At 66.5% G+C, this 19,177-nt stretch carries 19 protein-coding genes; 14 read left to right on the top strand and 5 right to left on the bottom strand.

Translation table 11 applies throughout. The features are described from left to right. Positions 1-78: 78 nt before the first annotated feature. Together ACQPZ2_RS17635 and ACQPZ2_RS17640 are read left to right on the top strand one after the other, a co-directional pair. Positions 79-1,422, top strand: coding sequence for an RsmB/NOP family class I SAM-dependent RNA methyltransferase (locus tag ACQPZ2_RS17635; protein ID WP_433527453.1), 1,344 nt, complete (start codon positions 79-81; stop codon positions 1,420-1,422). A 394-nt stretch (positions 1,423-1,816) separates the two neighbouring features. Continuing rightward, a complete protein-coding gene (locus ACQPZ2_RS17640) occupies positions 1,817-2,158 on the top strand; it encodes an MmcQ/YjbR family DNA-binding protein (RefSeq protein ID WP_433526527.1) in 342 nt (113 codons plus the stop codon). 6 nt (positions 2,159-2,164) lie between these two features. On the opposite strand, the gene ACQPZ2_RS17645 is transcribed toward ACQPZ2_RS17640, so the two are convergent. Together ACQPZ2_RS17645 and ACQPZ2_RS17650 are read right to left on the bottom strand one after the other, a co-directional pair. Next, positions 2,165-3,022, bottom strand: coding sequence for an RNA polymerase sigma factor SigF (locus ACQPZ2_RS17645; RefSeq protein WP_433526528.1), 858 nt, complete (start codon positions 3,020-3,022; stop codon positions 2,165-2,167). Then, the gene (locus ACQPZ2_RS17650) at positions 3,022-3,444 is read right to left on the bottom strand and encodes an ATP-binding protein (RefSeq protein ID WP_040692115.1); all 423 of its coding nucleotides are present in this window, start codon (positions 3,442-3,444) and stop codon (positions 3,022-3,024) included. The genes ACQPZ2_RS17645 and ACQPZ2_RS17650 overlap by 1 nt, the downstream gene beginning before the upstream one ends. Positions 3,445-3,540: 96 nt before the next feature. Between ACQPZ2_RS17650 and rpe the strand changes: the two genes are divergently transcribed. Continuing rightward, a complete protein-coding gene (gene rpe / locus ACQPZ2_RS17655; protein WP_063043203.1) occupies positions 3,541-4,197 on the top strand; it encodes a ribulose-phosphate 3-epimerase in 657 nt (218 codons plus the stop codon). 12 nt (positions 4,198-4,209) lie between these two features. Here rpe and ACQPZ2_RS17660 read toward each other — a convergent pair whose 3' ends face one another. Then, entirely contained in the window at positions 4,210-4,680 is a 471-nt protein-coding gene (locus ACQPZ2_RS17660) for a hypothetical protein (RefSeq protein WP_433526529.1), read from the bottom strand. A 579-nt stretch (positions 4,681-5,259) separates the two neighbouring features. Between ACQPZ2_RS17660 and ACQPZ2_RS17665 the strand changes: the two genes are divergently transcribed. The 4 genes from ACQPZ2_RS17665 to ACQPZ2_RS17680 all read left to right on the top strand — a co-directional run bounded on the left by ACQPZ2_RS17665 (position 5,260) and on the right by ACQPZ2_RS17680 (position 8,297). Beyond that, positions 5,260-5,883, top strand: a complete 624-nt coding sequence (locus tag ACQPZ2_RS17665; RefSeq protein ID WP_433526530.1) for a riboflavin synthase — start codon at positions 5,260-5,262, stop codon at positions 5,881-5,883. A gap of 77 nt (positions 5,884-5,960) precedes the next feature. Then, entirely contained in the window at positions 5,961-7,205 is a 1,245-nt protein-coding gene (locus ACQPZ2_RS17670) for a bifunctional 3,4-dihydroxy-2-butanone-4-phosphate synthase/GTP cyclohydrolase II (protein ID WP_063043206.1), read from the top strand. Positions 7,206-7,316: 111 nt separating this feature from the next. Continuing rightward, positions 7,317-7,790 carry a 6,7-dimethyl-8-ribityllumazine synthase gene (gene ribH, locus ACQPZ2_RS17675; protein WP_063043207.1) on the top strand — a complete coding sequence of 158 codons (474 nt, stop codon included), beginning with the start codon at positions 7,317-7,319 and terminating at the stop codon, positions 7,788-7,790. A 3-nt stretch (positions 7,791-7,793) separates the two neighbouring features. Further along, complete coding sequence (locus tag ACQPZ2_RS17680; protein ID WP_433526531.1) at positions 7,794-8,297, top strand: PH domain-containing protein; 504 nt, start codon at positions 7,794-7,796, stop codon at positions 8,295-8,297. A 187-nt stretch (positions 8,298-8,484) separates the two neighbouring features. On the opposite strand, the gene ACQPZ2_RS17685 is transcribed toward ACQPZ2_RS17680, so the two are convergent. Next, positions 8,485-10,437 (bottom strand): gamma-glutamyltransferase family protein, encoded by a 1,953-nt coding sequence (locus tag ACQPZ2_RS17685; RefSeq protein WP_433526532.1) that lies wholly within the window; start codon positions 10,435-10,437, stop codon positions 8,485-8,487. A gap of 209 nt (positions 10,438-10,646) precedes the next feature. Here ACQPZ2_RS17685 and ACQPZ2_RS17690 point away from each other — a divergent pair, with 209 nt between their 5' ends. Further along, positions 10,647-11,330, top strand: a complete 684-nt coding sequence (locus tag ACQPZ2_RS17690) for an HAD family hydrolase (RefSeq protein ID WP_433526533.1) — start codon at positions 10,647-10,649, stop codon at positions 11,328-11,330. Between the two features lie 118 nt (positions 11,331-11,448). After that, a complete protein-coding gene (locus tag ACQPZ2_RS17695; protein ID WP_433526534.1) occupies positions 11,449-11,886 on the top strand; it encodes a hypothetical protein in 438 nt (145 codons plus the stop codon). A 10-nt stretch (positions 11,887-11,896) separates the two neighbouring features. Here ACQPZ2_RS17695 and ACQPZ2_RS17700 read toward each other — a convergent pair whose 3' ends face one another. After that, complete coding sequence (locus tag ACQPZ2_RS17700; protein ID WP_433526535.1) at positions 11,897-12,901, bottom strand: bile acid:sodium symporter family protein; 1,005 nt, start codon at positions 12,899-12,901, stop codon at positions 11,897-11,899. 77 nt (positions 12,902-12,978) lie between these two features. Here ACQPZ2_RS17700 and ACQPZ2_RS17705 point away from each other — a divergent pair, with 77 nt between their 5' ends. The 5 genes from ACQPZ2_RS17705 (at position 12,979) to whiA (ending at position 19,016) form a co-directional block, all read left to right on the top strand. Then, the gene (locus ACQPZ2_RS17705; RefSeq protein WP_433526536.1) at positions 12,979-13,830 is read left to right on the top strand and encodes a LysR substrate-binding domain-containing protein; all 852 of its coding nucleotides are present in this window, start codon (positions 12,979-12,981) and stop codon (positions 13,828-13,830) included. Positions 13,831-13,877: 47 nt separating this feature from the next. Then, positions 13,878-15,911 carry an excinuclease ABC subunit UvrC gene (gene uvrC, locus ACQPZ2_RS17710; RefSeq protein ID WP_433526537.1) on the top strand — a complete coding sequence of 678 codons (2,034 nt, stop codon included), beginning with the start codon at positions 13,878-13,880 and terminating at the stop codon, positions 15,909-15,911. Positions 15,912-15,994: 83 nt separating this feature from the next. Then, positions 15,995-16,999 carry an RNase adapter RapZ gene (rapZ, locus tag ACQPZ2_RS17715; RefSeq protein WP_040692081.1) on the top strand — a complete coding sequence of 335 codons (1,005 nt, stop codon included), beginning with the start codon at positions 15,995-15,997 and terminating at the stop codon, positions 16,997-16,999. Beyond that, positions 16,996-18,042 (top strand): gluconeogenesis factor YvcK family protein, encoded by a 1,047-nt coding sequence (locus tag ACQPZ2_RS17720; RefSeq protein WP_063043214.1) that lies wholly within the window; start codon positions 16,996-16,998, stop codon positions 18,040-18,042. Before rapZ ends, ACQPZ2_RS17720 begins: the two co-directional genes overlap by 4 nt. Then, a complete protein-coding gene (whiA, locus tag ACQPZ2_RS17725) occupies positions 18,033-19,016 on the top strand; it encodes a DNA-binding protein WhiA (protein WP_040692075.1) in 984 nt (327 codons plus the stop codon). Before ACQPZ2_RS17720 ends, whiA begins: the two co-directional genes overlap by 10 nt. The last annotated feature ends 161 nt before the right edge of the window (positions 19,017-19,177 follow it).

Here is a 19,177-nt window from a genome sequence, read left to right on the forward strand (position 1 = left end):
GCGGCAGGCCGACCCAGTGGCGGCGCTTCGGACAGGCGTGTCGATGCACCGAAAGGGCGCGGGCGGCAAAAGGATTCGATACCACACGGCGATCCGGTGCGGCTCGTGGCGCGGGATGTTTTGCGGGCTGTCCGGGAGCGGGAGGCTTACGCGAATCTGGTGCTGCCAGGGCTGCTGCGCGACCGGCGGATTTCGGGGCGGGATGCGGCGTTGGCGACTGAACTGACCTACGGGGCCTGCCGTTCACTCGGGCTGCTGGACGCGGTGATCGCGGCGGGCGCTGGGCGACCGGTTGACGATATCGATGGGCCGCTGCTGGATGTGCTGCGGCTCGGGGTGTATCAGTTACTGCGTACCCGGATCGGGGCGCATGCGGCGGTGGATACCTCGGTGGCATTGGCGCGCACGGAGTTCGGTGCGGGCAAAGCGGGTTTCGTCAATGCCGTGCTGCGCCGGGCAGGGGAGAAGTCCGTCGACGAGTGGGTGGACGAGCTCGCGCCGCGAGATCCGGTGGGCCGGTTGGCATTCGAATTCGCGCATCCGGTGTGGATCGCGCAGGCATTCGCGGATGCGCTCGGCGCGCGGGCCGGGGAGCTGCGGGACGTGCTGGCAGCCGACGATGCTCGTCCGATCGTGCACCTGGTGGCTCGTCCCGGCGATATCACCGCTGAGGAACTGGCCCTGGTGACGGGCGGCGAAGAGGGCAAGTGGTCGCCGTACGCGGTCTACCTCGACGGCGGCGGCGATCCCGGCAAGCTGGAGCCGGTCCGCGAAGGTATGGCGGCAGTACAGGACGAGGGTAGTCAACTCGTCGCGCTCGCGCTGACCCGAGCGGAACTGGATGGTCCGGACAATGGCCGCTGGCTCGACCTGTGTGCCGGACCCGGTGGCAAGGCGGCCCTGCTCGGCGCGATCGCCGCAATCGACGGCCACCGCGTCGACGCGGTCGAACCGGCAGAACACCGCGCCGAGCTGGTCCGCAAGACCGTCCACGACCTACCCGTCGACGTGCACGTCGCCGACGGCCGCAATAGCGGCCTCACTCCTGGCTACGACCGCATCCTCGTCGACGCACCGTGCACCGGCCTTGGCGCACTGCGTCGCCGCCCGGAGGCCCGGTGGCGGCGCACGCCCGCCGACGTCTCCGAACTGGTCGTCCTGCAACGCGAACTCCTCGCCGCCGCATGGGATCTCCTGCGCCCCGGCGGCGTAGTCCTCTACTCGACCTGCTCCCCACACTTGCTGGAGACGGTCGCCGTCGTCGCCGACGCCGCCCGCCGCACCGGCGCCATCCAACTCGACACCCGCGACCTCCTCCCCGGCGTCACCGATATCGGCGACGGCCCCGGCGCCCAACTCTGGCCCCACCGCCACGGCACCGACGCCATGTTCCTGGCCGCCTTGCGCAAGCCTTTGGAGTAGCACCTGATCGGAGGCGCGCCCAGCGGCATTCGGCATTCGGCTCGGCAATCGAGCGGCGACGGGTCGCGAGTTCGTGCCAGGGCGGCGCGGGATCCGCACCGCCGGGTGGCGACGCCATGTTCGTGGCTGTGCTGCATACGCACGTCGAGTAGCACCTGATCCGAGGCACCTCTGGCAACCTGCCAGGGTCCCGTTGGCAGTCAGCCTGGTAGCAGAGCGGGTGCCGTGGGCGGTTTGTTGCGCATCCTGATGGACTTGCACTGCATCGCCGCACGTGTGCCGCACCGCCGCCGGCGGGCCTTGCATCGGTCGACCCGAAGAGACCAAAGCGGGTCCACACTGCGAGGCGACATTCGTCCAAGACTCGGGCAGGTCGGCGGCGCAGACTGATCGCATGGCGATGACATGGGAGCAGGTGGTGGCGCTGGCGACCGAACTGCCCGGGGTGACGGAATCGACGTGGTGGCGCAGCCCTGCGCTGAAGGTGAGCGGCAAGGGGTTCGCGCGGTTGCGGTCGGAGGCCGAGGGGGGACTCGTGCTGCTGTGCGAGATGGCGGAGAAGGAGGCCATGCTCGCCTCCGGTGACCCGGCCTTCTACACCACCCCGCACTATGACGGATATCCCTACATCCTCATCGACCTCGACCGGATCGAGCCCGATCAACTCCGCGAGTTGCTCGACGCCGCCTGGTGGTTGTCGGCGCCCGCGAAACTCCGCAATCAGCAGGCGCGCTGACTCCGCTCAGTCGCGGGCCGACTGTTCGCGCAGACGGGCAAGGGTTTTCGCGAGAATGCGCGAGACGTGCATCTGCGAGATACCCATGCGCTGGGCGATCTGGGTCTGCGTCATCGATTCGAAGAACCGCATGGTGAGTATGCGGCGTTCGCGTTCCGGGAGTCCGGCCAGCAGCGGACGGATCGCGACATACTCCTCGACCCGGTCGAATTGGGATTCCTCCTCGCCGAGGGTGTCCAGCAGCGATGCTTCGGTATCGCGCCCGAGTGAGGCGGCATCGATGGAGCTCGGCTGGTAGGCGTTGCCCGCGATGACGGCCTGGGTCACCTCGTCGGGATCCACATCGAGTTCGGCCGCAATCTCTTTCGCGGTCGGGGAGCGGCCGAGGGATTGCGAGAGCGCGTCGATGGCCGCGCCGATGCGCAGATGGGTCTCCTTCACCCGTCTCGGTACCCGCATGGCCCAGGTGTTGTCGCGGAAATAGCGACGAACCTCACCCATGATCGTCGGTACCGCGAAGGACAGGAAGTTCGAGCCGCGCGAGATATCGAAACGGTCCACCGCGTGCACCAGACCGACCCGCGCCACCTGCGTGAGATCGTCGAACGGCTCACCGCGCCCGCTGAATTTGCGGGCGATGTGATCCGCGAGCGGAATACACCGGCCGATCAGCTCGGCACGCAATGCGGTATGCCGCGCGGTACCCGGTGTACTGGCGGCGAGCTGCTCGAATAGTGCGCCGACATCGTCGTACCCCGCGCCGGACGCCTGGAGGGTTTCGACTTCCTCGGCGGCCTCTTCGGTCAGCACGGGTTCGGCGTCGTCGTCTCGCTCGGCATCGGACACGGTGTTCTCGTCCGCCACTACGCTTTCCCCCGGACCCGACGGAACTCCACCGTCGTCGGATATCCGGATGCGGCCGAGTCGAATGGGTCCTGTGTCGCTTGTACTTCATCGGTGAGGGTGCGCAGCACATGCCAGCCGAAGCTGCGCTGATCCGGCAGCCCCTCTGTCCCGGCGAGGCCGGTGACCTTGACGAGCAACTCGGTGTCACCCACGGTGAACCGGCAGTGCAGGCTGGTCGCCGGTGCTGCGACCGCGATCAGCGTCGAGCACACCTCGTCCACGGCCAACCGGATGTCGGCTACCTCGTCGAGGGTGAAATCGCTGAGCAGCACCAGTGTTTCGGCGAGCCCGCGCACGATCGGCAGCTGCGTCACCGACGCAGCCACCCGAATCTCCACCGGGGTGCTGTAGAGCCCCTGTTCCGCCGAAATGTTGATCACCCTATGCAGGCTACCCACTCCCGGCCGGAGCAACCCTAGGTACCGGTAAGCTCCCGCGATGTGTCCTCTTCGACGTTTACGCGCCCGACCACGCCGATGATCGCCCCGTCCATCCTCTCCGCCGACTTCGCACGCCTCGCGGATGAGGCGAATGCAGTGCATGGCGCGGATTGGTTGCATGTCGATGTGATGGACGCACACTTCGTGCCGAATCTCACTCTCGGACTCCCGGTGGTCGAAAGTCTGTTGAAAGCCACCGACATTCCGCTCGACTGCCATCTGATGATCGAGGATCCGGCGCGCTGGGCTCCGCCCTATGCGGAGGCGGGTGCCTACAACGTCACCTTCCATGCCGAGGCGACCGACGATCCGATCGCGGTCGCGCGCGATATTCGCGCGGCGGGCGCCAAGGCCGGTCTTTCGGTGAAGCCGAATACGCCGATCGAGCCGTATCTGGAAATCCTGCGCGACTTCGACACACTGCTGGTGATGAGCGTGGAGCCGGGCTTCGGTGGCCAGTCGTTCATCACACATGTGCTGGAAAAAGCGCGCATTGTGCGTCGGCTGGTGGACGCGGGCGAACTGCGGTTGATCGTGGAAATCGACGGTGGCATCAATTCCGACACGATCGAGGCCGCCGCGGAGGCGGGCATCGATTGTTTCGTCGCCGGATCCGCGGTCTACAACACCGCCGATCCGGGTGCGACCGTGGAAAAGCTGCGGCAGCAGGCCGCGGCGCTGCGCAGCTCCTAGCTCGCGAATCTCCTAGCGGGCGGGCACTTTCCGGCTGCCGATGGCGCGCGTCGCCTCGATCACCGCGCTGAGCGGTGGCAGGGTCGTCGCGTTCTCCGGCGGCTGGATCCAGGTGCGATAGCCGGTGCGCTCGTCATCCGGTGACGGCAGCACGACCTGGCTCCCGGGGCAGGCGACGGTCGCGTAGAGCCGGAACAGCTCCGCGGAGACGGACGCGCTGAGGGTATCGGGCCGGGCGGGGCCGGTGATGAAGGTCCAGCGCCTCGCTCGCGGATGGTGCACCACCGGTGCCGCGATGTGGGTCTGGGTGAGCTGCTGCTGCACCTGTTCGCCCAGCTCTGCGGGCATCGTTATAGCGCCGTAATGGGTGCCGATATGGAGCAGGATGCGGCGGGACGTCGGGTCGATCGACGCAGGCATATGGAATTCGCGCCGGTACTGCACACAGCGAACTTCCAGCGTCGAATCGACAAGAGTGGTCACGCAACACCTCCGTTGGTGTCGAACCTGATTTGACCCACTGCTGTATCCAGCTTCCTCGAGTGGTGGATTTCCCTGGGTCGAACTCGCCGGACCGCGTCGGGACCGGGTCGAACCGTTCCGCACTGAACTGCCCGGGTCGAAGTTGAACGATAGGGATCAGCTACATAACAATCTTGCGACCGTTTCCGGGCCTGCGCAAGGTTTTGGTGTAAGTGTGTCTCGGCTGGGTATTACTCCCAGTTCGACTCTATGCGCGATGTATGAAATCCATTCGTGTGGTCACGAAAGTAAGAATGAATAAATGTCGTCGGCGGGGAAGCGACGACTTTTTTTGCACGGCCGTGCACTATTTCGCTTCGAAAAATAATTGCCGCTGGTTCGGCGAGGCCTGAGGTGCCCCGCGGTCTGCTTCCTCGGGGACTCGCCGAGCCGCGGTATCGACCGGCCGCTGGTTGGAACCGCGGTGTCGTCTACGACCCGGCGTCGTTAGGCTGAGGAGGGATCGGCGTACCGGCGGGAATAGTCGCCGGATCCCGGCTGTTCGGCAACCGTAGAAACGACGCGACAGGGAGTCAAGGCATGTTCACAGGCATCGTCGAGGAACTCGGCGAGATCGTCGCCACCGAAGAGCTGGCCGATGCCGCTCGGCTGACGATCCGGGGCAAGCTGGTCACTTCCGATGCCGGACATGGTGATTCGATCGCCGTCAACGGCGTCTGCCTGACCGTTGTCGACGTGATCGACGGCGATTCGTTCACCGTGGACGTGATGCAGGAGACGCTGAACCGCTCCAGCATCGGCGGACTCGGCACGGGTTCGCGGGTGAATCTCGAGCGCGCGGCCGCGCTGAACAGCAGGCTCGGCGGCCACCTGGTGCAGGGCCACGTCGACGGCACCGGCACCGTGCTGGCGCGCACGCCCTCGGAGAACTGGGAGGTCGTGCGGATTTCGCTGCCCGACGCGATCGCCCGCTATGTAGTGGAGAAGGGTTCGATCACCGTCGACGGCATTTCGCTGACCGTCTCGGGTCTCGGCATCGCCGACGCGCCCGCCGCCGACGGCAATCGCGACTGGTTCGAGGTCTCGCTGATTCCGACCACCCTGTCCATGACGAACCTCGGTGCGGCCGCCATCGGTACCAAGGTGAACCTGGAAGTCGATGTCATCGCCAAGTACGTCGAACGCCTCCAGCAGCGCGGCTGATCCGGCCGGGCGGCGGCGACTCGCGATCGACGCCGTACTGTATGGGGGCACCTATTTCGAGATGGAGCACAACAGACGTGACCAGGTTCGACACCATCGAGCGCGCAGTCGCCGATATCGCTGCCGGTAAGGCGGTCGTCGTCGTCGACGACGAGGACCGCGAGAACGAGGGCGACCTCATCTTCGCGGCGGAAAAGGCGACCCCCGAGCTGGTCGCCTTCATGATTCGCTACACCTCGGGTTATATCTGTGTGCCGCTCACGGGTGAGGACTGCGATCGGCTCGGCCTGCCGCCGATGTACGCGCAGAACCAGGACAAGCACGGCACCGCCTACACCGTCTCGGTCGATGCCAGGGACGGCATCACCACCGGAATCTCCGGCGCCGACCGTGCCACCACCATGCGGCTACTCGCCGACCCGAACGCCAAGGCCGACGATCTGACCCGGCCCGGTCATGTGGTTCCGTTGCGCGCCAAGGAGGGCGGCGTGCTGCGTCGTCCCGGGCACACCGAGGCCGCTGTCGATCTGGCGCGGATGGCCGGATTGCAGCCCGCTGGTGTCATCTGCGAGATCGTCAGCCAGAAGGACGAGGGCCATATGGCCCGCACCGAGGAACTGCGCGTGTTCGCCGACGAACACAACTTGGCGCTGATCTCCATCGCGGAAATGATCGCGTGGCGGCGCAAGCACGAGAAGCAGGTCATTCGGGTCGCCGAGGCCAGGATCCCCACGGCGCACGGCGAATTCAAGGCCGTCGGCTATCAGAGCATTTACGACGATGTCGAACATGTGGCGCTGGTGCGTGGCGATATCGATGACGGCGACGATGTGCTGGTGCGGGTGCATTCCGAATGCCTCACCGGTGATGTCTTCGGTTCGCTGCGCTGCGATTGCGGTCCGCAGCTGGACGCCGCACTGGAGATGGTGGCCCAGGAGGGTCGCGGTGTCGTGCTCTACATGCGCGGACACGAGGGCCGCGGCATCGGGCTGATGCACAAGCTGCAGGCCTACCAGCTGCAGGATTCGGGCCACGACACCGTCGACGCGAATCTGGAGCTCGGTCTGCCCGCCGACGCCCGCGACTACGGCACCGGAGCACAGATCCTGGTGGATCTCGGCATTCGGTCGATGCGCCTGCTCACCAACAATCCGGCCAAGCGCGTCGGACTGGACGGCTACGGGCTGAAGATCACCGAGCGGGTGCCGATGCCGTTGCGCGCCAATGCCGAGAACCTGCGGTACCTGCGCACCAAGCGGGACCGGATGGGTCACGACCTGATCGGGCTGGACGAACTCGATCTCGGCGAGACCGCCCAGTGATTTCTCACCTCGACGCAGCCTGGAAAGGACACTAGTGAGCGAGCGCAGCGAGCGAACCATGTCACAGCGTGCATCGCGCATGCCGGAGCCGAGCGCCAGCGAGGCGCAGGCATGAGTGGCACTGGCGTACCGAGCTTCGAGCTGTCGGATGCCAAGGATCTGAAGCTCGGCATCGTCGCCTCGCGCTGGCACACCCAGATCTGCGACACGCTGGTCGCGAACGCGGAGCAGGTGGCCAAGGACGCGGGCGTCGAGCACATCACCGTGGTCCGGTGCGCGGGTGCGATGGAACTTCCGGTGGTCGCTCAGGAATTGGCTCGCTCACATGACGCGGTGGTCGCGCTCGGTGTGGTGATCCGCGGTGGCACACCGCATTTCGAATACGTCTGTGATGCGGTGACCGCCGGTCTCACGCGGGTGTCGCTCGATGCGGGTACGCCCGTGGCCAACGGTGTGCTGACCACCAATAACGAGGCGGAGGCGCTGGACAGGGCCGGATTGCCGGGCTCCGCCGAGAACAAGGGCGAACAGGCCGCCGCCGCAGCGCTCGATGCCGCGCTGACGCTGCGCGCTCTGCGGCCGTAGATCATGCCGGTCGTTCGCATCTGGCGTAGAGGCCCGGCCGCGGCTGCCGAATCGAGCTCCGGCGAGTGGGAGCTCGAGGTGCGGCCGCATCGCGCGGTACGGACCGCATGGACCGTGGCGGTACTGCTCGTCGCCGGTTTCACCGCGGGCGGCATCCTGTTGCGGCACGGTTCGACCGGTGTGAACTTCCGCCTCGCGGACCAATTCGCGATGATCGGTATCGGCGTGCTCGGTGCGGCGGCGGTACTCCTGCTGACCCGGCCGCGCGTCCGTGTCGGCAAGCGCGGCATCTCGGTGCGGAACATCCTGGGGGACACCGAATTCCCCTGGGAATACATCCGCGGCGTCTCCTTTCCGGACCGAAAGTCCTGGGCCCGCCTCGAGTTGGTCGACGACGACTACGTCCCCCTCATGGCAATCCGCTCCAACGATAAGCAACGCGCTGTCGAGGCCCTGGACAAGCTGCGCGCACTCGGTGTGAAATACACCACCGCCGCCGAGGAGTAGTCGGCAGCCGGATGTCAGTGTGTCGCCGAGGCATTCGGTGACGATCCGCTCATGACTCAACTCCGGCCGAATGCGGTTCGCCGTCGGAAAGCGTTACCGCTTTTCTGGGATTCATGCGGGGTGACCGGACGTTCGACGACGGCCCGTGCTCTATCCGATGCCGCAGACCGGATAGAGCAACCGCAGGTCAGCGGGTGTCGCCGAGGACGGCGCCTTCGCGTCTGGGATCCGCGCCGCCGATCCAGCCTTCGGTACCGTCGCGTTGCAGTGCGCTGAGGCCGCTGGATTGGGGGGCGACCGAGACCTGGTGGCCGAGTTGGCGCAGGCGTAGGACCAGTGGGTCGTGATCGCCGTTGTCGGTGGCGTTGATCGCGGGATGTTCGCCACCCACGCCGGTCGCCGGACTGTTTCCGGCGCCGAACGCGACCGCGGAGACCGCCTGCTGCGGGTCCAGGCCCCAATCCAGCACGCCGACAAGGGCTTTCACAACGAACTGGATGATCACCGAACCGCCGGGGGAGCCGGCGACCTGGGTCAGATCGCCGCGTGAGCCGTCGGCATTGTGGTCGAAGACGAGGGTCGGGCTCATCGAGCTGCGCGGCCGCTTACCCGGCTGCACGCGATTGGCGACGGGAGCGCCGTCGGTGCCGAGCGGATCGGCGGAGAAGTCGGTGAGCTGGTTGTTCAGCACGAGTCCGTCGACGAGATGGAATGATCCGAAGGCCGATTCGACCGTGGTGGTCATCGCGGCGGCATTGCCGTACTTATCGACGACCGAGATATGGCTGGTGCCGTGCTCGGGCGGCTGCGGGCCGACACCGAGTGGCACCGGGCCGAAATCGCCCGGCTGCGCGGTGCCCATGCTGTGGCCGGGATCGATGAGACCCGCGCGCTGCTTCAGATAGTCCTTGTTCAGCAGGGTCTGCGGTGAATTACCCGGCAGCGGAATGAAATCCGTATCGGCGACGTACTTGTTCCGGTCGGCGTAGGCGAGCCGCTCGGCCTCCGAGATCAGATGCACCGCTTCGGCCTTCGGCTTGCCGCCGTTGCGGTCGATATTGTCCGGCTTCAGCGCGGACAGGTCGAAGTTCTCCAGAATGCCGAGGGTGGCCGCGACAGTGATGCCGCCCGAGGACGGGCTCGGCATACCGCAGATCTCGTGCGTGCGGTAGTTCGTGCAGAGCGCGGTCCGCTTCTTGGCCTGATATCCGGCGAGGTCGTTGGCGGTGATGAGGCTCGGGGTGCGCCCGCCCGCGGCGGATCCGGCCGCATCGACGATGTCGTGAGCGATAGCGCCGGTGTAGAAGGCATTCGCACCGTCGGTCGCAATGGCGTTCAAGGTCTTCGACATCGCCGGATTGGTCAGTACGGTGTCGGCCCGTTTCGGGGTGCCGTCCGGATTGAGGAAGTATGCCTTCGCGGACTCGTCCACCGCGAGATCCTTGGCGGATTCGGCGATCTGACCGGCCAGCCGCGGACTGATCGGGAAGCCACGATCGGCCAGTCCGATGGCCGGATCGAACAGGTCCCGCCAAGCGGTCTTGCCGTGGTCGCGATGCGCCAGTTCCAGCATGCGCAAGACGCCGGGCACGCCGATCGAGCGTCCGCTCGCACGGGCACTGGGCTTCGGCTCGGTGCGATCGGTATCGCTGACCCAGCGCAGATAATTCTCGGTCGCCGCCGCAGGGGCGATCTCCCGACCGTCGTAGGCCTCGACGCTCTTGCTGGCCGCATCGTAATAGAGCATGAACGAGCCACCGCCGATGCCGGAGGCCTGCGGCTCCACCAACCCGAGCACCATCTGCGCCGCGATGAGTGCATCCGCGGCCGTGCCGCCGTTGCTCAGCACCTCACAGGCGGCTTTGGTGGAGACCGGGTTGGCCGTGGACACCGCGTACGTCTTGGTGCGCACCGCCGTCATATCGGACCGGTAGCCGGTCGCGATCTCGGGATTGGTGCTCAGATCCTTGGTCGCGCCTGGAGTCGCACCCGCTGAGGTCGCGACCATCGGGGTTCCGTTCGGCGTCGCACTACACGCCGCGTTCGCCGGTGTGTCGTCGGAGGAACATCCGCTGACAACGCCGACGATGAGCGTGAGCGCCGCCGCGGCGCTGACCCAGGTTCTTCGCGTGCCACTCATGGACGGCACTGTATCGCCGATCGCCGAGCGTCGCGGCAAATCCGGCGCTGTGGGCTCCCAGTACTGGTGAGTTCAGCGAAAACGGTTAGCGGGCAATTGCATTGAGCGCCCATTCGGATGCGATTTCGGCGAGATCTACCGAGGAGTGGGCGCTGAGGCCAATTCCGCTCGACCCCAATGACAATCGTCGTCATCGGTAGGCTGGCCAAGTGGCGATCGAGGCAGTTCTCTTCGACTTCTCCGGCACGCTGTTCCGGCTGGAACCCGATGAAACCTGGGCCGATATGGTCGGGGCAGATGGCAAGCCCCTGGACCGGTCGCAGCAGGACGCGATCCTGGATCGGATGACGAGGCCGGTCGGCGACGGTGCGGTCTTCGACACCGAGGGGCGGCTCGCATGGGAGCGGCGAGATCTGGATCCGGCGATGCATCGCACGGCCTACCACGAATTGATGCGACAAGCCGGGGTGCCGACACCGGCGCTGGTCGCGCGACTCTACGACTGGATGCTCGACCCATTGGCGTGGACGCCGTATCCGGACACCGGTGCCGTACTGAAAACCTTGGCGGCACAGGGCATCCCGGTCGCGGTGGTGAGTAATATCGCTTTCGATATCCGTCCGGCGTTCGTCGCCAACGATTGGGATCGGCTCGTCGCCGCGCACACGCTGTCGTTCGAAGTCGGTACGGTGAAGCCGGATCCGCGGATCTTCCTGGCCGCGGTGGAACAACTCGGCGTGCGTCCCGAGTCGGCGCTCATGGTCGGCGACAGTGCCGAGGCCGACGGCGGTGCGGTCGCGGCGGGCTGCGGTTTCGCGCTGGTCGATCCATTGCCGACGGTGGAGCGCGCCGAAGGTCTGCTCGAGGTATTGCGGCGGCACGAACTGGCCTAGCGTCCAGTATGTGACCTGCGACACACTCTGCCGTTCCTGAATGTCGATGCCTCCGAACTGAATTAGCTTGCTGTGACGCCCACCACATCGCGGTGCGCAAGCTCGACGGGGAGTGGCCATGGATGATGCCGAGGCATATTTCGAATCGTCGGTCGTGCGGACGGCGCGGCAGGTCGACCTGCCCGAATCGGTCCGCGAGGCCAGAGAGGCCGCATTGGGACTTGCGGGCTTCGGCCTCGCATATCCGGTCGTCATGGGCCTGATCGCCGGTGACGAGGCGGCCGGATCCGCGGCACTGCAATTCGGCTGCAGTTGGGTGCTCGGTCTCGCGGTACTGGTTCTCGGTCCGGGGCCGCGGATGCGTCGCGTCGCGATCGTTTCGGTCATGCTGCAGTCCGTCGCGGTACTGCGGATTCACGTCGAGGCTGTCCCGGACTCGGCCCGGCTGGTCGTCGCCCTCTTCACGCTGGGCGCGTCGGCGACGATCCTGTACCAGCTTTCGCGACCGGAAGCCAAAACGTGGTTCGGCATCCGGGTCGCCGACGCCGAGTGGTGAACAGCTCGGATCAGGCGGGTTGTACGGATGGCTCGGCTGCCGGGAGACCGGACTGTGCTGATCGCGTGTAGCGCTGAGCGAGCACGGTGCAGGTCAATAGCTGGATCTGGTGGAAGACCATGAGCGGCAACACGATCAAACCGACCTGATGTCCCGCGAACAGGACCGAGGCCATCGGGAGACCGGTGGCCAAGCTCTTCTTCGAACCGCAGAATACGGTGACGATCTGATCGGGGCGGGCGAAGCCGAGGAGGCGACTGCCGAAAGTGGTAATCGTCAGGACTGCGGCGAGAATGCCTGCGCAAACCGCGACGATCGCCAGTAGCGCCCGCGGCGAGATGCCGCTCCAGATGTGTTCCACCATGCCCGCGCTGAAGGCGGCATAGACGACGAGATAGACCGAGCCACGATCGACGGCCTTGGTCACCGTGGCATGTCGCAGCAGCCAGGTCATCCTGGGGCGCAAGAGTTGGCCCGCCAAGAACGGCAGCAGCAACTGAACGACGATCGCGAGCATCGCGGTGGGCGAGACGGTCGCATTGCCGGTGGTGTCCATCAGCAGCATGACCAGCAACGGGGTCGCGAAGACGCCGATCAGATTCGACAGCGACGCGCTGACCACCGCGCCCGCCACATTGCCTCGGGCAATCGAGGTGAAGGCGATCGATGACTGCACGGTCGACGGCACCAGACACAGGAACAGCACGCCGGTGTAGAGATCGTCGGTCAGCACCGATGGCACCAGCACATGCAAGGTCAGCCCGATCAACGGGAAGATCAGATAGGTCACCGCCAGCACCGTCGAATGCAACCGCCAATGCCGCAATCCGGCGAGCGCCTCACGGGGCTCGAGGCGAGCGCCATAGAGCAGGAACAGCACACCGATCGCGATCTTGGTTGCCCAGTCGAGCGCATCGGCCGCGACACCTCGCGCGGGCAACAGCGCGGCCGCCGCGACGCTGGCCAGGATGCCGAGCATGAACGCATCGATCCGGAGTTTGGCGAGGAACTTCACCAGTCGACCGTACGACTCGGCCAATTGAACGCGAAAGGCGTTCAGAATGATATCTGTAAACGCAAGCAGTGATAATTGTGGGTGTGTTCGAACCCGAACTGCTACGCACCTTCCTGGCCGTCGAGCGTGCGGGCGGATTCACCGCCGCCGGGCGCATCCTCGGCCTGCGTCAGTCCACCATCAGCGGCCACATCGCCCGATTGGAGAAGGCCGCGGGTCGCGAACTGTTCCGCCGCGATACGCGCAATCTCGCGCTGACCGCCGACGGTGCGGCCATGGTCGGCTTCGCCCGGACCATCCTCGACGCGCAGGGCCAGGCCGAGCGCTACTTCTCGGACTCCACCCTCACCGGCCTGATCCGGCTCGGCGCCTCCGATGATGTGATGGCCCGTGAACTCCCCGACGTACTCCTGGAATTCCAGCGCACCCATCCGGGGGTCGATCTGGAACTCACTGTCGGCCTGAGTGAAAACCTCAAAACCCGGATGGAGACCGGTGAACTCGACCTGGTCGTCGGCAAACGCCTGCCCGGTGAACGGCACGGCGAACTGCTCTGGCGCGACCGTCTGGTGTGGGCGGGCCGTTCGACCACAACGGAATTCGACGATCCGGTCCCGCTGGTGACCTATCCGCCACCCAGTCTCACCCGCCGCATCGCATTGCGGGCACTCGAACGCGACGCCCGCACCTGGCGCGTGACCTGCACCAGTGACAGCCAGCTCGGCTTGCGCGCCGCGGTCCTCGCCGGTCTCGGCGTCATCGTGCATGCCGAAACCCTGATCCCGGACGGTCTGCGCGTGCTGGGCGACCCGCGGCTTCCGATGCTCGGCGACCTCGAATTCGTGCTGATGCGGCGGCGGACGACCCTGTCCGCGCCGGAGCAGGCGCTGTGCGACGCGATCGTCGCCAGTGCCCGCCGCTTCGGCTGAGCCGCGCCCGTGCGGATGTGTCGGAGCCGGTCGATAGGCTTGGATTCGTGGCAGATCCCGCGACCTACCGGCCGAAGCCGGGCACGATTCCCGTTGAACCCGGTGTCTACAAATTCCGGGACGCGCACGGGCGTGTGATCTATGTCGGCAAGGCGAAGAGCCTGCGCAGCAGGTTGAATTCATACTTCGCCGACGTGGCTTCGCTGCATCCGCGGACCAAGCAGATGGTCACGACGGCGGCCGGCGTCGAATGGACCGTGGTCTCCACCGAGGTGGAAGCCCTGCAGCTGGAATACAACTGGATCAAGGAGTTCGATCCGCGATTCAACGTGCGGTATCGGGACGACAAGTCGTATCCGGTGCTGGCGGTCACCTTGAACGAGGAGTACCCGCGGCTGTTCGTCTATCGCGGCGCACGCAAGAAGGGGGTGCGGTACTTCGGGCCGTACGCGCACGCCTGGGCCATTCGGGAAACCCTGGATCTATTGCTGCGGGTCTTCCCCGCGCGCACCTGCTCCAACGGAGTCTTCAAGCGGCACAACCAGATCGGGCGGCCGTGCCTGCTCGGCTATATCGACAAATGCTCGGCCCCGTGCATCGGCCGCGTCGATGCCGACGAGCATCGCCGGATCGTCGAGGACTTCTGCGACTTCCTGGCTGGACGCACCGATCGCATGGTGCGCGACTTGGAGCGCCGGATGCACGACGCCGCCGAGGACCTGGACTTCGAAACCGCCGCCCGGCTGCGCGACGACGTTCAAGCGCTGCGGCGGGCACTGGAGAAGCAGGCCGTCGTCCTCGGCACCGGCACCGACGCCGATGTGGTCGCCTTCGCCATCGATGAGCTCGAGGTCGCGGTCCAGATCTTCCACGTCCGCGACGGCCGGGTGCGCGGTCAGCGCGGCTGGGTGGTCGACAAATCCGGCGACGCCATCGACGGCCAGGAGGCCGGTGGCGAGGTCGCCGCACTGGTCGAGCAGTTCCTCACCCAGTTCTACGGCGAGCAGGCCGCACAGGCCGAACAGGGCGAGGACGAACAGGGCGAGGCCCAGCAACCGGCCACCGCGGTGCCGCGCGAGGTGCTGGTGCCGGAACTGCCCGCCGATGCCGAACAGGTGGAGGAATGGCTGAGCAAACTACGCGGCTCGGCGGTGCGGCTGCGGGTGCCGCAACGCGGTGACAAGAAGGCGCTCGCCGAAACCGTGCAGCGCAATGCGATGGAGGCGCTGGCCCAGCACAAACTCAAGCGAGCCGGCGATCTGACCTCGAGATCCGCTGCGCTGCAAGACATTCAAGATGCCCTCGAGCTGGACAGCGCGCCGCTGCGAATCGAGTGTGTGGATATCAGCCACGTGCAGGGCACCGATGTGGTGGCTTCGCTGGTGGTCTTCGAGGACGGCCTGCCGCGCAAGTCCGAGTATCGCCACTACACGATCAAAGAGGCCGCGGGCGAGGGTCGCTCCGACGATGTCGGCAGCATCGCGGAGGTGACCAGACGGCGGTTCTATCGTCTGCGCCGCGAACGGGACGAGCTGGCGGCCGAGGAGCTGACATCCGGTCAGGAGAACGGACACGTCGACGACGACCTCGAACTGACTTCACGCCCCGGCATCGACCCACGTACCGGCCGCCCGCGCAAATTCGCCTACTCGCCCAATCTCTACGTGGTCGACGGCGGCGCGCCCCAGGTCGCGGCCGCCGCGGAGGTCCTCGACGAACTCGGCATCACCGATGTCGCGGTGATCGGCCTGGCCAAACGGCTGGAGGAGGTGTGGGTGCCGGGGGAGACCGATCCGGTGATCATGCCGCGCAACAGTGAGTCGCTGTATCTGCTGCAACGGGTGCGCGACGAGGCGCACCGCTTCGCCATCACCTTCCATCGCAGCAAACGCTCCCGTCGGATGACCGCGTCCGCACTGGACTCGGTGCGTGGCCTCGGCGAGTCGCGCCGGACCGCGCTCGTCACCCATTTCGGGTCGGTTGCCAAACTGAAGGAGGCCACGGTCGAGCAGATCACCGAGGTACCCGGCATCGGTGTGGCGACCGCGAAGGCCGTTTTGGCCGCTTTGCGGGAGGAATAAGACACCTACGTTGTGTGTCTGCGCCCGATACCGGAACCGGTGCGGGATGATCGACACGCACCCTGACACAGATCCGGTAGGACATGACACGCGTCGAATCGAACAACAGTGCGGGCAGCCCGCGGTCGACCGCTGGGCGGACCGGCCCCGCGGGCACCCTCGGCGCACCTGTCGAACGCGGCGATGGCAACCCGGCGCAGCCAAAGGTCGAGGTGGTCATCGTGACCGGCCTATCCGGCGCGGGTCGCGGTACCGCGGCCCGGGTACTCGAGGATCTGGGCTGGTATGTCACCGATAACCTGCCGCCCGAGCTGATCGGACGGATGGTCGAACTCGGCGCCTCCGCCGAACCGCCGATCCGCAGGCTCGCGCTGGTCATGGATGTGCGCAGCCGTTTTTTCACCGGCGATCTCTCGGCCGTCACCGATCAGCTGCGGTCCGCGGGCGTGCCGACCAGGATCCTGTTCCTGGAGGCCTCCGATGACGTGCTGATCCGGCGCTTCGGCTTCGCGCGCCGACGCCACCCGCTGCAGAGCGAAAGCGCCGACGGTACGCTCTCGGCGGGCATCGCAGCCGAACGGATTCGCCTCTCCGCCGTGAAGACGGCGGCCGACCTGGTGATCGACACGACCGAACTCTCGATCCACCAGCTGCACCGCAAGCTGGAAGAGGCCTACGGCGGCGGCGCGCCCACCGCACTGCAGCTGACAGTGCAGTCGTTCGGATTCAAGTACGGGGTTCCACTCGATGCGGACATGGTGTTGGATGTGCGTTTTCTACCCAATCCGCATTGGATACCGGAACTTCGGGAACATTCGGGACAGGAGACCGTGGTCAGCGAGTATGTATTGTCGCGTCCCGGCGCGGCCGATTACTTGAGCACCTGCCACCACCTGGTCGACCTGACGACGAATGGTTACCGCCAAGAGGGGAAGCGATACATGACGGTGGCAGTGGGCTGCACCGGAGGTAAACACCGCAGCGTGGCGATCGCCGAGGCGCTCGGCGAACTCATCGGTTCGGAGACGGAGAAATCCGGCCCGGCCGATGTCGTGCGAGTCGTGCACCGGGATCTGGGGCGCGAATGACGGGGTGGGAATCGGATCCCGCCATAGTTGCGCTCGGTGGCGGGCACGGGCTGTACGCGACGCTCACCGCGGTGCGGCGGCTGACCAGAAAGATCAGCGCGGTGGTGACCGTCGCCGATGACGGCGGATCATCGGGCCGACTGCGCGCCGAACTCGGCGTGCCACCGCCCGGCGATCTGCGCATGGCCCTGGCGGCTCTGGCCGCCGACGGCGACGATGTGTGGACGCGCACCGTGCAGCACCGCTTCGGCGGCACCGGCGCGCTGGCCGGACATTCGGTCGGCAATCTGATCCTCGCGGGCCTGACCGAGGTGCTCGGTGATCCGGTCGCCGCGCTCGACGAGGTCGCCAAGATGTTGCGAATCACCGGACGGGTGCTGCCGATGTCGCCCATCGCCCTCGATATCGAGGCGGATGTTTCTGGGCTGGAAGCGGATCCGCGGGTGAGCCGCTGTATCCGCGGCCAGGTCGCCATCGCGACGACACCGGGCAAGGTGCGGCGGGTGCGGCTGATTCCGTCCGATCCGCCTGCCAGTCCGGAGGCAACCTCGGCCATCGAACACGCCGATGTCGTCGTGCTCGGCCCGGGTTCCTGGTTCACCAGCGTAATTCCGCACGTGCTGGTGCCCGAATTGCGTGACGCGCTGGTCTATACCAGAGCACGCAAGGTCCTGGTACTGAATCTGGCCGCGGAGCCCGGAGAAACGGCGGGTTTCTCCGCGGAACGCCATCTACATGTATTGTCCCAGCACGCACCGGAATTCGTGGTCGACGAGGTACTGGTCGATTCCGGGTCGGTGCCGGAGGGTCGCGAAAGAGAACATGTGGCCAGGGCTGCCGAACAGTTGCGGGCGCGAGTAACCTTCTCCGATGTCGCCGAAGCGGGAACCGACCGGCATCACCCCGGAAAGCTTGCCGCCGCACTGGATCAGCTGATCCGGCAACCTCGGCCACATATGGCAGGGCTTCGAGTCGAGGGACGGCACATGGGTCAGGATGTGCGTTCCGGGTTGGGTGGAAAGGAGCGCGTCTCGTGGCGATGACAGCCGAAGTGAAGGACGAGCTGAGCAGGCTCACGGTCTCGCAGGTGAGTTCTCGCAAGGCGGAATTGTCTGCGCTGCTGCGGTTTGCGGGCGGCCTGCATATCGTCGGCGGGCGGGTGATCGTCGAGGCCGAGGTGGATATGGGTTCCATCGCGCGCCGGCTACGGCGCGAGATCTTCGAGCTGTACGGCTACGGCTCCGATGTGCACGTGCTCGGCGCGGGCGGTCTGCGCAAGACCTCGCGCTATGTGGTACGGGTGTCCAAGGAGGGTGAGGCGCTGGCCAGACAGACCGGTCTGCTCGATGTGCGCGGCCGTCCGGTGCGCGGTCTGCCCGCACAGGTGGTCGGCGGCAGCATCGGCGATGCCGAAGCCGCTTGGCGCGGAGCGTTTCTCGCGCACGGCTCGCTCACCGAACCCGGTCGCTCCTCGGCGCTCGAAGTCAGCTGCCCCGGTCCGGAGGCCGCGCTGGCACTCGTCGGCGCGGCGCGGCGGCTCGGCATCACCGCGAAGGCGCGTGAGGTGCGCGGCACCGATCGGGTCGTGGTGCGCGACGGCGAGGCCATCGGCGCACTGCTGACCCGGATGGGCGCACAGGACACCCGGATCGTCTGGGAGGAGCGCAGGCTGCGCCGCGAGGTGCGGGCTACCGCGAACCGCCTGGCCAATTTCGACGACGCCAACCTGCGCCGATCGGCCCGCGCCGCGGTCGCCGCGGCCGCGAGAGTCGAACGCGCACTGGAGATTCTGGGCGACGAGGTGCCCGACCATTTGGCCGCGGCGGGCAAGCTGCGCGTGCAGCACCGTCAGGCGTCACTGGAGGAACTCGGCCAGCTCGCCGATCCGCCGATGACCAAAGACGCTGTGGCAGGCCGGATTCGGCGGCTACTGTCGATGGCCGACCGCCGGGCCAAGGAGTTGGGGGTACCCGATACCGAATCGGCCGTCACCGCCGAACTGCTCGACGAAGCCTGAGCCGAATCGCCGCCCCACGGGGCGGCGATTCGCTTTTCCGAGGCCGGGCTGTCCACCCGGCTTACGGTCCGAAGCCCGCCGTGGCAGCGCCTGCCGGGCTCGCTCGGATCGCAGGTGGCCGCAGCGAGGCACCGGATTCCATGGTGAGCCGAGACAAGGAC

It is taken from the genome of Nocardia pseudovaccinii, assembly GCF_050942345.1.
GTDB classification, from domain to species: Bacteria; Actinomycetota; Actinomycetes; order Mycobacteriales; family Mycobacteriaceae; genus Nocardia; species Nocardia pseudovaccinii.

What these genes read in the sequence shown, in the direction of transcription:
- ACQPZ2_RS17640 (WP_433526527.1), top strand. Translation starts at nt 1,817, where the DNA reads ATGGCGATGACATGGGAGCAGGTGGTGGCGCTGGCGACCGAACTGCCC.
- rpe (WP_063043203.1), top strand. Translation starts at nt 3,541, where the DNA reads ATGATCGCCCCGTCCATCCTCTCCGCCGACTTCGCACGCCTCGCGGAT.
- ACQPZ2_RS17665 (WP_433526530.1), top strand. Translation starts at nt 5,260, where the DNA reads ATGTTCACAGGCATCGTCGAGGAACTCGGCGAGATCGTCGCCACCGAA.
- ribH (WP_063043207.1), top strand. Translation starts at nt 7,317, where the DNA reads ATGAGTGGCACTGGCGTACCGAGCTTCGAGCTGTCGGATGCCAAGGAT.
- ACQPZ2_RS17680 (WP_433526531.1), top strand. Translation starts at nt 7,794, where the DNA reads ATGCCGGTCGTTCGCATCTGGCGTAGAGGCCCGGCCGCGGCTGCCGAA.
- ACQPZ2_RS17685 (WP_433526532.1), bottom strand. Translation starts at nt 10,437, where the DNA reads ATGAGTGGCACGCGAAGAACCTGGGTCAGCGCCGCGGCGGCGCTCACG.
- ACQPZ2_RS17695 (WP_433526534.1), top strand. Translation starts at nt 11,449, where the DNA reads ATGGATGATGCCGAGGCATATTTCGAATCGTCGGTCGTGCGGACGGCG.
- rapZ (WP_040692081.1), top strand. Translation starts at nt 15,995, where the DNA reads ATGACACGCGTCGAATCGAACAACAGTGCGGGCAGCCCGCGGTCGACC.
- ACQPZ2_RS17720 (WP_063043214.1), top strand. Translation starts at nt 16,996, where the DNA reads ATGACGGGGTGGGAATCGGATCCCGCCATAGTTGCGCTCGGTGGCGGG.